General features: G+C 62.1%; 14 protein-coding genes. 9 read left to right on the top strand and 5 right to left on the bottom strand.

What is annotated here, in order from left to right:
- The first annotated feature begins 63 nt into the window (after window positions 1-63).
- The gene (locus KCX59_RS20790) at window positions 64-660 is read left to right on the top strand and encodes a phosphatase PAP2 family protein (RefSeq protein WP_179016869.1); all 597 of its coding nucleotides are present in this window, start codon (window positions 64-66) and stop codon (window positions 658-660) included.
- A 3-nt stretch (window positions 661-663) separates the two neighbouring features.
- On the opposite strand, the gene KCX59_RS20785 is transcribed toward KCX59_RS20790, so the two are convergent.
- The 3 genes from KCX59_RS20785 to KCX59_RS20775 all read right to left on the bottom strand — a co-directional run bounded on the left by KCX59_RS20785 (window position 664) and on the right by KCX59_RS20775 (window position 2,881).
- Entirely contained in the window at window positions 664-975 is a 312-nt protein-coding gene (locus tag KCX59_RS20785) for a hypothetical protein (RefSeq protein WP_091467374.1), read from the bottom strand.
- A gap of 173 nt (window positions 976-1,148) precedes the next feature.
- Window positions 1,149-1,577 carry a universal stress protein gene (locus KCX59_RS20780; protein ID WP_178993701.1) on the bottom strand — a complete coding sequence of 143 codons (429 nt, stop codon included), beginning with the start codon at window positions 1,575-1,577 and terminating at the stop codon, window positions 1,149-1,151.
- The gene (locus KCX59_RS20775) at window positions 1,574-2,881 is read right to left on the bottom strand and encodes a PLP-dependent aminotransferase family protein (RefSeq protein WP_091463749.1); all 1,308 of its coding nucleotides are present in this window, start codon (window positions 2,879-2,881) and stop codon (window positions 1,574-1,576) included. The genes KCX59_RS20780 and KCX59_RS20775 overlap by 4 nt, the downstream gene beginning before the upstream one ends.
- 131 nt (window positions 2,882-3,012) lie before the next feature.
- Here KCX59_RS20775 and KCX59_RS20770 point away from each other — a divergent pair, with 131 nt between their 5' ends.
- The 3 genes from KCX59_RS20770 to KCX59_RS20760 all read left to right on the top strand — a co-directional run bounded on the left by KCX59_RS20770 (window position 3,013) and on the right by KCX59_RS20760 (window position 5,513).
- A complete protein-coding gene (locus KCX59_RS20770) occupies window positions 3,013-3,840 on the top strand; it encodes an isocitrate lyase/PEP mutase family protein (protein WP_370628879.1) in 828 nt (275 codons plus the stop codon).
- Between the two features lie 100 nt (window positions 3,841-3,940).
- Entirely contained in the window at window positions 3,941-4,993 is a 1,053-nt protein-coding gene (locus KCX59_RS20765) for a hypothetical protein (protein WP_179016811.1), read from the top strand.
- Window positions 4,974-5,513: a hypothetical protein gene (locus KCX59_RS20760; RefSeq protein ID WP_179016813.1), complete on the top strand. Its 540-nt coding sequence runs from the start codon at window positions 4,974-4,976 to the stop codon at window positions 5,511-5,513. Before KCX59_RS20765 ends, KCX59_RS20760 begins: the two co-directional genes overlap by 20 nt.
- A gap of 52 nt (window positions 5,514-5,565) precedes the next feature.
- Here the strand turns inward: KCX59_RS20760 and KCX59_RS20755 are convergent, their stop codons facing one another.
- Both KCX59_RS20755 and KCX59_RS20750 read right to left on the bottom strand, forming a co-directional pair.
- On the bottom strand, window positions 5,566-6,405 hold the full coding sequence (locus tag KCX59_RS20755) for a hypothetical protein (protein WP_256871347.1): 840 nt from the start codon (window positions 6,403-6,405) through the stop codon (window positions 5,566-5,568).
- A 154-nt stretch (window positions 6,406-6,559) separates the two neighbouring features.
- Complete coding sequence (locus tag KCX59_RS20750; RefSeq protein ID WP_091463742.1) at window positions 6,560-7,126, bottom strand: NAD(P)H-dependent oxidoreductase; 567 nt, start codon at window positions 7,124-7,126, stop codon at window positions 6,560-6,562.
- A gap of 119 nt (window positions 7,127-7,245) precedes the next feature.
- Here KCX59_RS20750 and KCX59_RS20745 point away from each other — a divergent pair, with 119 nt between their 5' ends.
- The 5 genes from KCX59_RS20745 to KCX59_RS20725 all read left to right on the top strand — a co-directional run bounded on the left by KCX59_RS20745 (window position 7,246) and on the right by KCX59_RS20725 (window position 14,121).
- Entirely contained in the window at window positions 7,246-7,851 is a 606-nt protein-coding gene (locus KCX59_RS20745; protein WP_178993691.1) for a TetR/AcrR family transcriptional regulator, read from the top strand.
- Window positions 7,852-8,206: 355 nt separating this feature from the next.
- Entirely contained in the window at window positions 8,207-9,190 is a 984-nt protein-coding gene (locus KCX59_RS20740; protein ID WP_091463741.1) for an ABC transporter permease, read from the top strand.
- Entirely contained in the window at window positions 9,190-10,161 is a 972-nt protein-coding gene (locus tag KCX59_RS20735) for an ABC transporter permease (RefSeq protein ID WP_178993690.1), read from the top strand. Before KCX59_RS20740 ends, KCX59_RS20735 begins: the two co-directional genes overlap by 1 nt.
- Window positions 10,158-12,317 (top strand): dipeptide ABC transporter ATP-binding protein, encoded by a 2,160-nt coding sequence (locus KCX59_RS20730; RefSeq protein ID WP_179016815.1) that lies wholly within the window; start codon window positions 10,158-10,160, stop codon window positions 12,315-12,317. The genes KCX59_RS20735 and KCX59_RS20730 overlap by 4 nt, the downstream gene beginning before the upstream one ends.
- Before the next feature lie 76 nt (window positions 12,318-12,393).
- Entirely contained in the window at window positions 12,394-14,121 is a 1,728-nt protein-coding gene (locus KCX59_RS20725) for an ABC transporter family substrate-binding protein (protein WP_179016817.1), read from the top strand.
- Window positions 14,122-14,357: the final 236 nt, after the last annotated feature.

The following is a 14,357-nucleotide window of genomic DNA, read 5'->3' as shown; positions in this document are numbered from 1 at the left end:
CCAGGCGCTGGCCGTAACACGGAGACGATAACTGAGGAGCCGGGCCATGTGCCCCCTCAGTTGTTGACGGGGCCATGGCGCACGGTTGCCCGGGTGCTGACGGAAGTCTTCCAGCCACCGGTTGTTGTTCTTGTCCTGCTGCTGATCAGCCCTGCCATTGAACCCGGGTTCCCGGGAACCATGTGGTTTGGGCTGCTCGCGGCGATGTTCGTCTGCGTCCTGCCGCTGGCCTACGTGCTGGTGATGGTGAAGCTGGGCAGGATCACGGATCACCATGTCAGCGATCGACGCCAGCGGCCCGTTTTGCTTCTGATGACGTTGGCGTCAGTGCTGGTTGGCCTGCTCGTCCTGCATCTGCTCAGTGGTCCGGTGAGTGTCACGGTGATGGTCATCGCGCTCATCGGAGGAATTGGAGTTCTGGCCGTAGTCAGTGCCTTCTGGAAAATGAGCGGGCATGCATCGGCTCTTGCCGCGGCCGTCGTTATCTCCGTGATGATGTTCGGGCCGGAGTGGCTTCCCCTGCTGCTCCTCGTGCCGGCGGTTGGCTGGTCACGATTGGTATTGCGCGCCCACACCCTTCCTCAGGTTATTGCAGGCTCATTATTTGGAGGCATTGTCATCGCCGGCCTGTGGTGGCTGCTGCGGGAGTGGATGCTCTAGCAGCTAGAACGCCGGGTAACTGACCAGCAGCGCCTGCAGTTCCGTCGTCGACATGTGGTTTGCCATCTCCACACTGATACCCATCGCGACGGCGGCCACGGTGACCATGGCAACACATGCCACGGAAAGGAAGCGCCAATCCTTGCGGAATACGCTGCCCAAAGTTTCGGGCATTTCCAGGCGGGGGGCGATCATGTTGGGGGCGCTGTCCCAGGAGCCGTCGTCGAGCATGGCGATGACGCGGTCGTTGGTTCGGTCGTAGCGCATGGTGCTGATGTGGTTGCCGTGGCGGGCAAGAAGAATATCGTGTCCCACGCGCTGGCGCGGCTGCAAAGTAAGCACGTAAATGATCCCCTGAAGTCAGTAAGTGGAGGTGGCGCGCGCCATTGCGAGCATATCAATTTTATAACGATGACTTCAGGCAGCCGGCCCAAAAGACGCCAAACGCCGGGTGAGGCTCCCCACCCGGCGGCGTGATTCAGCTCGCGTTACGGCTGGTCGGTCTTGGCGATGTAGACGTCGCAGGGCGCGGTGTGCGCTACGGTGTTGGCCACGCTTCCAAGAACGCGACCCAAGCCCTGCATGCGACGGTTGCCCACCACGATCAAGCGGGCATCCTGCACCTCAGCCTCTTTGACCAAGGCTTCACCCGGTTTGCCGCGCGCAGCAGAGTAGGTAACCTCGAGCCGGTCATCCATCAGGCGCTCCGCCACGGCGCGAGCCACAGCTTCAGCTTCCGCGGCGTCGGAGACGATCCACTTGTCGGTGCCTATCTCAACCACCTCTGTCCGGTTGCTGTCGAAGGCACTGACCACGCGAAGGCTGGCTCCGAGGCCGATCGCCAACTGCTGGGCGGCCTGTGCTGCCCTCATTGCGGTCTCGCTGCCGTCTACTCCGACGATCACAACTCCGGTCATTGTGGTGCTCCTTCATTGGTAGCTTCAATGGCATCCGCCAGGACAGGGGCCAGGCGGCGGACACCTTCAGCTATCGTATCCGGCGGTACGGCGCTGAAAGCGAGACGGAGCTTGTTGGAAGGTCCGTCAGCCGGGGAGAAGGCGGCGCCCGGGATGAAGACGACCCCCGCGTCTATCGCCTTTCCGAGCAGGGGATAGGTATCCACGCCTTCGGGCAGCGTGACCCACACGAAGAAGCCGCCGTCCGGGCGTGTCCAGGTGAGGCCTGCCGGCATGTACTCGTCGAGTGCGGACAACAGGGCCCGGCAGCGTTCCGCGTAGAGCGCCCGGTAGGTTTCGATCTGCCCTTCCCAGTCGTACTCACGGAGGTATGCCGAGACGAGCATTTGATTCAGGGGAGGCGGGCAGAGTGTCACTGCCTCGGAGGCGAGGTAGAAACGACGCTGTAAGTGCGTGGGAACCAGGGCCCAGCCGATGCGCAGGCCGGGGGCAAAAATTTTCGAGAACGAGCCCAGATAGATGACGTCATCCGGGTTGGCCGCCCGCATCGGGGCGATCGGGTGGCCATCGAACCGCAGGAGTCCGTAGGGATTGTCCTCGAGGACAATAATATTAGCGCTACGGCATATATCGACGATTTGCTGCCTGCGTTCCGCGGCCAGCGTGATGCCTGAGGGGTTGTTGAAGTTGGGGATCGTGTAGAGGAACTTGATGTTCTTGCCCTCTGCCTGAAGTGCCGCGATTCTGGCCTCAAGAAGCTCGGGTACCAACCCGTCGTCGTCCATTTCGATGGGTTCCACCTGGACTTGGTACGCCTCAAATGTGTTCAGGGCGCCCACGTAGGTGGGGTTCTCCACCAGAACAACATCGCCCGGGTTGCAGAAGACCTTGGTGGCAACATCCTGCGCGGACTGCGATCCCGCAGTGATCACGATGTTCTCCGGGGCGGCGTCAACGATTCCCTCGGCGGCCATGATGGTGCAGATCTGCGCGCGGAGTTCTTCCGTGCCTTGGCCGCCGCCGTACTGCAGGGCGGTCATACCCTCTTCGGCGATGATGCGGGCCGCGGTTTGGCCCAGCTTCTCCAGAGGTAGCGACTGCAGGTACGGGTTGCCGCCGGCAAGGGAGACAAGGCCTGGCTGCATCGAGATGTCGAAGACGTCCCGGACAGCGGACTGTTTGATGTTGGCAGCCCGCGCGGAGAACAATTCCTCGTGCGGGTGAGCGGCCGTGGCGGCCCGCTCAATGGCGTCGATGGCTTCAGCGGGCAACGTTGCGCCGGCATCCAATGTTTCGTGGGTCACAGTGACAGGATACTCCTCGATGTTGCTAAAGAGGCAACAGTTGTTTTCGGATCACTTCATTTTCGCAGGCTATCCTTTACGCCGCGATCGTGAAGGGCTGGAATGTAGCTATGACAGCGCACAGGGGATCCGTGACCAAAGCAGAACTCTTCCATAAACTCCACGACGCCGGGCCAACGCCGCTTGTGCTCGTGAACGTGTGGGACGCAGCTTCCGCCCGCGTTGTGGAGGAGGCGGGTGCGACGGCGATTGCCACCTCAAGCTCGGCTGTCTCCTGGAGCCTGGGGTTCCGGGACGGAGACCACGTGCCGTGGGGCCTGGCAATGGCTGCACTGGGCCGAGTTGCCGGGGCAACCCGGTTGCCGGTTTCGGCGGACATCGAGACGGGCTACGGGCGCACCGACGACGAACTTCGTGCCACTGTCCACGCCGTCCTGGACGAGGGAGCCGTGGGCATCAACATTGAGGATTCCGCCACTGAGCCGCTCACGGACATCAACGAACAGTCGCGCCGGATTGCCTTGATCCGCGCAGTTGCTGACGATCGTGGAATACCCCTGTTCATCAATGCCCGCACCGACACCTACCTGTCGGGCCAGTTCGCGGACACTGCCTATGACGAAACCCTGCGCCGTGCCGAGGCCTACCTCACTGCGGGTGCGGACGGAATCTTCGTGCCCGGCGTCGTGGATCTACACGTTCTCCATGAGCTGTCCAGCAGGATTCCTGCACCGCTCAACGCGTTGGCGGGCGTCGGGGCGCCGTCGCCCCTGGAGCTCCACGATGCAGGGGTCCGTCGCGTCAGCATTGGCGGCAATACGGCCAAAGCAGCGTATGCCAAGGTGGCGCGGGTGGCGAAGGAAATCCTTGGTGACGGAAATTGGGCGGGGCTGGCTGGCACGCGCAGCCACGACGAAATGGACTCCCTCTTCGCGCCAGGGCCCAAATACAGCCTTTGAACGCGGTCCTTGCCAGCGGGCTGAAGGCACGACGCCGGCACCCGGCTTTAATGTCAGACCTCGCCGTTAGCGTGGGTCATGGAAAACGAGGGGAGGATCCATGGCACGGCGCAGTGTACAGTTCTGGCGGATCGAGCAGCTGAACGGGGACGAGCTCAGCCGGCCATTTCCAGCGCGCCGTCTGGCCGAGGTGCTGAAGAAGGCCCAGGACTCAGGGGTGAACCGGCACTTCACAAGTGCGGACGGGACTGTGCTGCTCGCCCAGGCTGTGGCATCGTCGCCCCTTCCCGTGCTGCTTTTGGACCGGGTGCGGGACACTAATCTTCCCAGCGTCGGCGATGCCCTCGGGCGGCGCAAGCCCCTGCCGTTGGCTCCGGGTGACCATTTGCTGGAGACCACCTACTTCGCCTTCTTGAAGAGGAATGTCATAGCGGTGCTGACCAGTGGCAATGGACCCCGCGCATCCAGGATGGGTGAGTACCTCGAAGGAATGCTGGGGCTTGAGCCAATCCTGGTGCCGGTTGTGCGCGAGGACATCGAAGAAATCCTTACCCGGCTGGAGGTGAGCCGTTTCGAGTTCGCGCTTCCTGCCGAACGTCTGTCCGGGAAGCTTATGGAGGGGGAGTGGGCTGACGTTCTGGACAGCGCCTCGCGGCTCATGAATGAGGGTACGTTCAGGATTTCCCTGAGCGTTGGCAGATCGGGCAAGGCCGAGGATAAGCAGCGGATTCGGGACCGGATCCAGCAACTGATCGATCTCTTCCGCAGGGCCGGGTCCGTGGAGCATTTCGATTATGTGGTGGCTGAGGGCAAGGACTCCCTGACGGGCGACCGTGAGGTGGTGGACCTGCTGAAGGAGCGGTTCATCTCGCATATCGAGGTGGATCCGGATGTCTTCAACGACCCCCAAAAGTCCACCACCGAGGCGATCGCCATCCTCAATAGACAGGCCAGGGACAACGAGGCATTTTTTGCCAAGACACTGCCGGACATCAAGGGTTCGGCTGATTCCGCGTTGGTTCCGGACATCGTTGCGGGCGGAATGGCCACTGTTCGGGCAGCCATGGCCGCGGCCGTGGAGAGCGCTGACAAGGCCGGTCAAGCATCCGAGGAGAATCAAGGCGGCGCAGATCATGAGCTTGTACGGGGTTGACGTTGAGCGAACCGGGCGCCGCAGGACTCTGTGGCGTTGGTTTCTGTTGCATCCCAGCGCAGACTTCGGATGGGCTGCGCTTGTCGTCCTGATCTGGCTGGGAATCGGGCTGCTTTCGCGTCAACCGCTGATGCTGGAAAGCGTGGACCCTGGTGCACGGCGAACCCTGTTCCAGACTCTCGCCACGCTGGCCGGCGCCACGGCTGGCCTGACGCTGACCAGTGTGTCCATGCTGATCAACGTGCTGGGAAAGAAGGCTGCCCCGGGTCAACGGGAACTTCCCTTGGAGAGACTCTCCGCCACTCATCGGCGCCAAATCGGCGAAGTCTTCCTTTTTGCCATCCCTGGGCTGGGCCTTTTGGTGGTTGCCGCCTTGGCCACGGTGGTCCTGGAAGGAGATGCCGTCACGGGCCTGTGGATCCCTGAAGCACTGGCCTTCGTGCTGACCTTCGCCTCAGTCCTTGCCCTGTTGCGTGTGGCTTGGGCACTTCGGAGGGTGCTGGCGATCGCAACGGCATGAACAGGCAAAGCCGCTACCCCGTGCCTGGTAACGCGCGCAGCAGGCCCCGCAATCACCGTACGCTCAGGGCCTCCGTAAGTGTCCGGCCGTTCACATAGATTTCGGCTCTCGATGCACCACTGGCGGACACGATTGTCTGCGTCAGTTGCGCCTGGATCCGTGGGATGTCGCACACGCCCCCGGGCCGCAGGGAGCCACTGAGGTTAACCACCACCGTCGCACCGCTCATGTAGCCCGAGAGGTAGCGCAGCGACGAATCAGCCAGGGAGTCGTAGAGGGCCGCATCACTGTCCACTGGCATTCCGGCCTCCAGCAGGCGCCCGAGTGCCACGGACAGCGGGTCGCCGGGCACGGCAACGCCCCTGATGGGTACCAGGCTGTCGTTGCAGCCGAACCGCACGCCGCGGGCGCCGCCGTCGTCGATTGCCACGTAGTAGACCGCCGGTCCGGAGTTTTCCGAATCCACGGGAATGACTGTTGCGGTGGCTGTTGGTTCCGGCGCGCTGGTGCCCGGTTGGGGTGAAGGCTCGACGACGGCCGCCGGCGGGGTGGGCGTGGCTACGGAGGAAGCGGGAGTGCTCTCGGACGGTGCTGGAGCCGGTATTGCTGCCGGGGGCGACGCGGCGGGGACGGCAACGGACGGAGTGCCCGGGCTCGAAGGCGCAGGAGTCGAGGCGGATGGCACGGGAGCAATAGGCGAAGCTGTAGGGGCAGGCGAAGTCATGGAAACTATGGGCAAGGGGCCTGCGGCCCCTGATTCGGAGGGTTCGGCCGGGACAGTAGTGCAGCCAGCCATCCACAGGCCGAAGATGAGGCAGGCAGCCGTGATCGCCGTCGTACTTTTTGGTCCCCGTCCGGCATGCATGACAGCCCAGCGCTCCTGTCCGTCCACCTGTATCTCCAACGTTAGGACGGGACGGCGGAACGCAACATGCCGTTACGGTGACGGTTCGGACAAGAGTTGGTCACGCCCCGTCCGCAGCGGCAGGAATGCGAATGCCCCCGCCCCGCGGAATGCGGAACGGGGGCAGCGAAAAGCGAGGAGGCTAGGCTGCTGCTTCTTCGTCCTGAACGGCGGTCAGGGGCTCGAAGATGCCCTTGATCTGCTCAACAACCTCGGCGTCGTCCTTCGGGTGCAGTTCAGCGAAACGGATCATGGAACCCGGGACGGCCAGCTTTACGTCTTCAAGTACCTTGGCGCCGGCGATGCCGGCAGCCTTGCGGGCTTCGTCCTGGGCCCATACTCCACCGAACTGGCCAAAAGCAGTTCCGACGACGGCGGTCGGCTTGCCGGACAGGGCGCCTGCACCGAACGGGCGGGACAGCCAGTCGATGGCGTTCTTCAGGGAGGCGGGCATGGTGCCGTTGTGCTCGGGTGTGACGAGCAGGATGGTGTCGGCGTCGGCTGCTGCAGCGCGGAGGGCGGCGGCTTCGGCGGGGACCTGGCCTTCGACGTCGATGTCTTCGTTGTAGAAGGGAATGCTGCCCAGGGAGCCGTGGATCTGCACATCAACATTCTCGGGTGCGTTCAGCTGGATGGCTTCGGCGAGCTTCTTGTTGTGGGAATCGGCGCGCAGGCTGCCGACGAGGGTAAGAACGGTGCTCTTTGACATGGTGTCTCCTTTTGTCTGGCCGGGTGAGGTGCCGGCCGTTCGATGTCTGGGCTTGGAGCCTTCATCGATATTAAACGGACTATGGTCCGCTTTCTATTCCCGGGGTCTAGAATATTTCTGTGAGCTCGATCCCCATTCGGCCGGACGTGCCCCTAGGCGCGCCCCACGAGCGCAGTGACGCAGCGAGGAATCGCGAGCGATTGCTCAATGCTGCCCGGGATCTGGTGGCCGAGTTCGGCGCCGAAGCGCTGACCATGGACGCGCTCGCCTGCAAGGCCAAGGTTGGCAAGGGGACAGTCTTCCGCCGCTTCGGTAGCCGCGCCGGGCTCATGATGACCCTGTTGAGCGACTCGGAGTCTGAGTTCCAGCACGGTTTCATGTTCGGGCCGCCTCCGCTGGGTCCAGGAGCCGCGCCAAAAGATCGATTGGTGGCCTTCGGCGAGGGGCGCATTTACTTCGTCCTGGAAAACGGCGAACTTTTGAAAGCGGCGGGCGCCGCTACCCGCAACCGGTTTGATGTTCCGGCAACCAAGCTTTCGCATCGACATATGGAAGTCCTGCTGAGGGAGGCGGGAATCGCTGATCCGTGGGTGATGGCGATGTCACTGACCTACGCCCTGGACCCCGAGCGAATAGTGGACGATGTCCGCGTTCGCGGCATTTCACCCACGCGGCTGGTGGACTCCTGGCGCGAGCTGGTCACCCGCCTCCTGGGCGCCGACTGAGTCGCGCCGCTACATCAGCCGCAACCAGCGCAGCCCAGGCAGGAAACCGCTGTTAGCGCCCTCATTCCCGGCGCAGTAGGCGCGACAGGGCTGCCGACGTCGTAAACATGACGCAACCTGCACATAACGATCTGGCTGCAGGCGCGAAACCGGACGCCTCGAAGCAAAACGTGAAGCAGTTATTGTGGTAGTTTCCTCTTGAATGTGACGCATGCCATACAGGGCTGGTGATCACTGAAGGGGTGCGGGGGGCCCAAGAACCCGCTGCGCCAATTCGTAGCTGACGCCGGCCACAGCCGGGAACCGCGGAAGGACGAGCATTGAGTTTTGCCACGATTCGGGGCAGCCGCCCGACATGCTGAAATATCTGATGAAGCGGTCGGGCATCTACCTGATCATGATCTTCCTGACCACGAGTGCGGGTTACTTCCTTGCGGTCTCGTCGTTAAAACCCGCAGTGCTCGAGCAGGAAAAGATCCCGAGGCCAACCCCCGAACAAGTAGCTGCTTCTTTCCGGGGACTCGGGCTGGATCCGGATTTGAACCCTTGGGAACGGTACATTCAGTGGCTATGGGGCATCGTCACCCGCTGGGACTGGGGCCGCAGCCCGAACGGCGCGTTCGTCAACGCCGAATTCGCGGACCGCGTGATGGTCTCCACCCGGCTGTTCATCGCCTCGATCATCCTCACCCTGGTCATCGGCGTAGCCCTCGGTGTCTACTCCGCCGCCCGCCAGTACAAGTTCCAGGACCGCGCCATCACGTCCTACAGCTACCTGGTGCACATCCTCCCTGCACCCATCGCGTACTTCCTGGTGCAGCTCGGTGCCATCAGCATCAACGAGGCGGTCGGTGAGCGCATCTTCTTCGTCACGGGAATTTCGACGCCGGGAATTGAGCCGGGCTGGCCGGCTTTCGTTGACCTGGTGGCCCACTACGCCGTGCCAACTTTCGCGATGACCATCTTCGGTTGGGCCGGTTACCAGATCGCGCAGCGGCAGTACCTCCTGGACAACGTGAATGCCGACTTCGTCCGCACTGCCCGCGCCAAGGGTCTGACGCGAAACCAAGCCATCAGGAAGCACGCCCTGCGCGTCTCCTTCATTCCGGTGGCGCAGAGTATCGCCTTCACCATCCCGGCCATCTTCACGGGTGGCTTCTTCGCGGAGGCCATCTTCGCCTGGCCCGGCATCGGTCTCTGGAGCATCCAGGCCATCAGCCTCCAGGACGTCAACGTCGCCACCGCCACGCTGGCCTATGGCTCAGTGATCTTCGCGATCGGCGCCATCCTTGCCGACTTCGCCACCACGCTGGTCGATCCACGAGTGAGGGTCCAGTAATGACCAACATCATTGATCCCATTGCGGAAATCGACGAGGCCCGGGTAGCTGACCAGGACGTCGTCATCGGGAAGTCACGGATCATCTTCCGTCGCTTCATGCGGAACCGGACCGCCGTCGCCGGCTTGTTCATCTTCCTTGCGCTGTTCCTCTTCTCGATCTTTGGCGGGTTCCTGACTTCGTGGGACAAAGACACCCTTGATCCGTTGAACATCGGCATGCCACCGTCGCCAGACCACTTGCTGGGGACCACCCAGGCCGGCATCGACCTCATGGCGCTCATTGTGGACGGCACCCGGACGTCCATTCTTATCGGCCTGATCGTGGGCGGCGTTTCCGTCCTCATTTCGGCGGTATACGGCTGCACCATGGCGTTCTTCGGGGGCAAGGTGGACGCCACTATGCTGTTCATCCTTGAAGCGCTCATCATGATGCCCGCCATCCTGGTGGTCGCCGTCGCCACCAGCGGAAGCGGCGGCCTGAAAGATCTCCCCAGTTGGCTCCTGCTGATCGTCGTGTTGCTCTTCTTCAGCTGGATGGGTACCGCCCGCCTGGTGCGCTCACTGTCCATGTCCCTGATGCAGCGTGATTACGTCAAGGCCGCCAAGTACATGGGTGTCCCGTCCCGGCGCATCGTGTGGCGCCACCTCGTCCCGAATATCGGCTCGCTGCTGGTCCTCGACTTCACCCGTGGCATCACCGGTGCGATCCTCGCCGAAGTCGCGTTCTCCTTCATCGGAATCGGCATCAAGCTCCCGGACGTCAGCCTTGGTGTCCTGATCGGCCAAGCGACGGGCCAGGTGTCCTCCTTCCCTTGGATGTTCTGGGTTCCGCTGACCGTCATGTTCCTGTTGACCGGTTCGCTGGCCATGATGAACGACGGACTCCGTGACGCTTTCGACCCAAGCTCCAGTTCAATTGGCCGGGCGAAGCAGGCCAAGCCCCAGACTGCGAAGAAGATCAACAAATGAGCACCAACATCACTCCCGTCGAGCGGCTCCGCGACGCTGGACTCTACGCTCCCGGCGACGCCGTCCTCAGCATTCGCGACCTCAACGTCCGCTTCAACTCCGAAAACGGTGTGGTCCATGCTGTCCGCGGCGTCGACTTCGACCTCATGCCTGGCAAGACCTTAGGCATTGTGGGTGAGTCCGGTTCCGGCAAGTCCGTCACGTCCATGGCCATCATGGGTCTCCTCCCGGAAACCGCGGACATCACCGGCTCCGTGCGCTTCAAGGGCAAGGAACTCCTTGGCCTCAGCGACAAAGCGATGTGCAAGCACCGCGGCAGTGACATCGCCATGGTGTTCCAGGACCCGCTGTCCTCGCTGACACCCGTCTACACGGTGGGCAACCAGATCATCGAGGCGCTGACGGTCCACAACCCCACGATGAGCAAGCAGGCCAAAGAAGCCCGCGCCGTCGACCTTTTGCGCATGGTGGGCATCCCGAGCCCCAAGGACCGCCTGAAAGCATTCCCGCACGAGTTCTCCGGCGGCATGCGCCAGCGCGTCATGATCGCCATCGCCATCGCCAACGATCCGCGGGTACTCATCGCGGATGAACCCACGACGGCGCTGGACGTCACCATCCAGGCGCAGGTGCTGGAAGTCCTGCACACCGCGCAGGAGGAGACCGGCGCCGCCGTCGTCATGATCACGCACGACCTCGGAGTCGTAGCCGGCATGGCTGACGACATCATGGTCATGTACGCCGGTAAGCCGGTGGAAACCGGAACTGTGGAGGACATCTACTACAACCCGCGGATGCCGTACACGCTGGGCTTGCTTGGTGCGGTTCCGCGCGTGGACACTGCCACCCGGCAGTCGCTGGTTCCCATCGAGGGAACACCGCCCAACCTGGCGTTGCCGGTGACTGGATGTTCGTTCGCGGCCCGCTGCCCGCTGGTCAGCGACGCCTGCCTGCACGGCGAGCCGGAGCTCGTCACCGTCCCCGGTGTTGAGGGCCAGACGCTGGGGCACAAGGCCGCCTGCATCAAAGCTAATGAACTGTCCGGCAACGCTGACGCCCACAAGATTTTCCACGCACCGCCCAAGCCGGTTTCAAAGTTCGACGGCGTCGCTCGCGTCGAGCGCGAAAAGGTCCTGGAACTCAAAGACGTGAAAAAGCACTTCCCGCTGCTCAAGGGTGCCTTGATCAAGCGACGGATCGGCACGGTGAAGGCCGTGGATGGCTTGAGCTTCGATATCCGCGAAGGCGAGTGCGTTTCGATTGTGGGGGAGTCCGGTTGCGGCAAGACCACCACACTCCTGGAAATCATGGAGTTCCACCCGGACCAGGTGGGCGAAGTGGTCATTGGCGGCGTCAGCAACAAAGTCGCCACGGACCATAAGACCAAGATGGCCATGCGCAAGGAAATGCAGATGGTGTTCCAAGACCCCACGGGTGCTTTGGATCCGCGTTTCACTGTGTACGAGGTCCTTGCTGAGCCGCTGGAAAACCTCGGGATGCCCAAGGCCGCCATCAGGAAACGCATCATGGAACTCATGAAGCTTGTGGGCCTGCAGCCTGACCACGTCAACCGCTTCCCCAACCAGTTCTCCGGCGGGCAGCGGCAGCGCATCGGTATCGCCCGGGCACTCGCGGTCAATCCGAAGCTCGTGGTGCTGGACGAACCGGTCTCTGCGCTGGACGTGTCCGTGCAGGCCGGAGTCATCAACCTGCTGGACAAGCTCCGCGCTGAGTTGGGCTTGAGCTACCTGATGGTGGCCCACGACCTCTCCGTTGTCCGCCACATCTCAGACCGTGTCGCCGTGATGTACCTCGGAAAAATCGTGGAAACCGGCGCTGTGGACGACGTCTTCGACAACCCGCGCCACCCTTACACGCGGGCCTTGCTGTCAGCGATCCCGGTTCCGGACCCCAATCTGGAACGGACCCGCGAACGCATCATCCTGCAGGGCGACCTACCCAGCCCGCTTGATGCTCCCAAGGGATGTAATTTTGCGACCCGTTGTCCCGTGTTTGCCGCATTACCTGCCGCAAAGCAGGAGAAGTGCCTTACTCTGGAGCCGCCACTGGCTTCGGAGAAGGGGGACACGCAGGACTTCGCATGCTTCTTCCCGGACGGAGAGATTGATGCCGACATGCTGGTGGTGCATGCCTGACGACATATGACGCATCGATTGAAACCCTGTTATTCAACTCGCAAAGATTTCCAGTCGTAAACATGAAGGGCAAACCATGAAGAAATACACGACGATCGGTGGCGTAGCGCTCGCAGCAGCGCTTACGCTGACCGCTTGCGGCGGGGGAACGCCGTCGGGTCCGGCCTCGCAGAAGGCCGAAGAAGCAGGCGGTGACATCAGCAAGCTGATCAGCGTCAACGCCAAGGAAGTGAAAGACCTGGAGCCGGGCGGCACCGTCACGCTGGCGGTGGGCAGCATCGGACCGGATTTTAATGGCTTCTCCAACGTGGGTAACAGCGCGGATACCTCAGCTGTCCTGACTCCGGTCAACACTGCTGCTATTAACAGTGGCGGCATCGGCGGTTGCTGGAAGCTGGATTTCAACGGCAAGGCGGAGCCCAACAAGGACTTCTGTGAAGAGGTCAAGAGCGAAGTCAAGGACGGCAAGCAGACCATCACCATCAAGGTCAACGAGAAGGCGGCCTGGAACGATGGGACGCCCATCGACGTCAAGACTTTCGAAAACACCTGGAACATGCTCAAGGGTGAAGACAAGTCCATCGACATCGTCACCGCCGGCAACTATGTTTTCGTAGATTCCGTGAAGGCTGGTGCCAACGACAAAGAAGTCATCATTACCACCACCCAGCCCATCTACCCGCTGGAATCGCTCTTCTTCGGCCTGATCCACCCTGCTATTAACAATGCTGAAACCTTCAACACCGGTTTCGCCGGCAACATGCATCCCGAATGGATGGCAGGGCCGTTCAAGGTGGAGAACTACGACACCACCGCCAAGACCGTCACCATGGTTCCCAATGACAAGTGGTGGGGCCAGAAGCCGGTCCTCGAAAAGGTCATCTGGCGCCAAATGGAACCGAGTGCAACGATCGCGGCCTTCAAGAACGGCGAAATTGATGCAATCGATGCTCGCACCCTCAGCCGCTACAAGCAGGTTGAAGGAACCAAGGACGCCGATGTTCGACGCGGCCAGCGCTTGTTCGCCGGTGGTTTGAACATCAACGCAAAGAAGCCTGCACTAACTGATGTTGCCGTCCGCAAGGCGGTCTTCGCCGCCGTCGACCGCAAGGCCATCCGCGACGTCCGCTTCAACGGCCTGAACTGGTCCGAGGAGAGCTCGGGCTCCATGATGCTCATGCCGTTCTCCGAGTACTACCAGGACAACTACCCCGTGAAGGAAACCGGCGCCGAGGCTGCCAAGAAGGTCCTGACGGACGCCGGTTACACGGCCAACGACAAGGGCATCATGGCAAAGGACGGCGTTCCCGTGTCCTTCAAGGTCACGTACTTCGGTGACGACCCCACCCAGGCTGCCACCGCCCAAACCCTGCAGAAGCAGCTTCAGGCCGCAGGCATGGACGTCGCTATCGACCAGCGAGGTGACGCAGACTTTGGCAAGGTTGTTGGAACCCGCGACTTTGACCTGACCATCTCCGGTTACACCGTAGGTGCTGATGCCACTGACGCTGTGAAGCAGTTCTACGATTCCACCACCAACGAGAATGGTCTGGGCGACGCTGAGCTCGACGCCGAGATCAAGCGTCTCTCCACTATTGCCGATGACACCGAACGCAACAAGGCCGCCATGGAGGTGGAGAAGAAGCACATGGAGAAGTACTACTCCATGGGAGTCCTTCTGAACGGCCCTGAGATCCAGTTCGTGCACAAGGGCCTGGCCAACTACGGCCCGTCCCTGTTCAAGAGCCTCTCGAACGTTCCGGACTGGACCACCCTCGGCTGGGAAAAGGGCGCCAAGAAGTAGCCCCTCAGCAGTAGTTTCCTGAAGTGTAGTTTCCTGAAGGCCGGGAACTTCCTTGAACCTGGAATGGGTTCGGGAGGTTCCCGGCCTTCGCCGTCCCCGACGCTCGCTCACCTCCCGCGTGTTTCACCCCGACGCTCGCTCACCTCCCGCGTGTTTCACCCCAACGCTCGCTCACCTCCCGGGTGTTTCACCCCGACGCTCGCTCACCCGGTGATAGGGGGTTGGCGTGAAAGGGC

Origin of the sequence: Paenarthrobacter nitroguajacolicus (genome assembly GCF_051027655.1) — a bacterium.
Lineage (GTDB): Bacteria > Actinomycetota > Actinomycetes > Actinomycetales > Micrococcaceae > Arthrobacter > Arthrobacter nitroguajacolicus.
The sequence above is the reverse complement of the archived record's forward strand: the minus strand, read 5'-3'. Positions and strand labels throughout refer to the sequence as shown.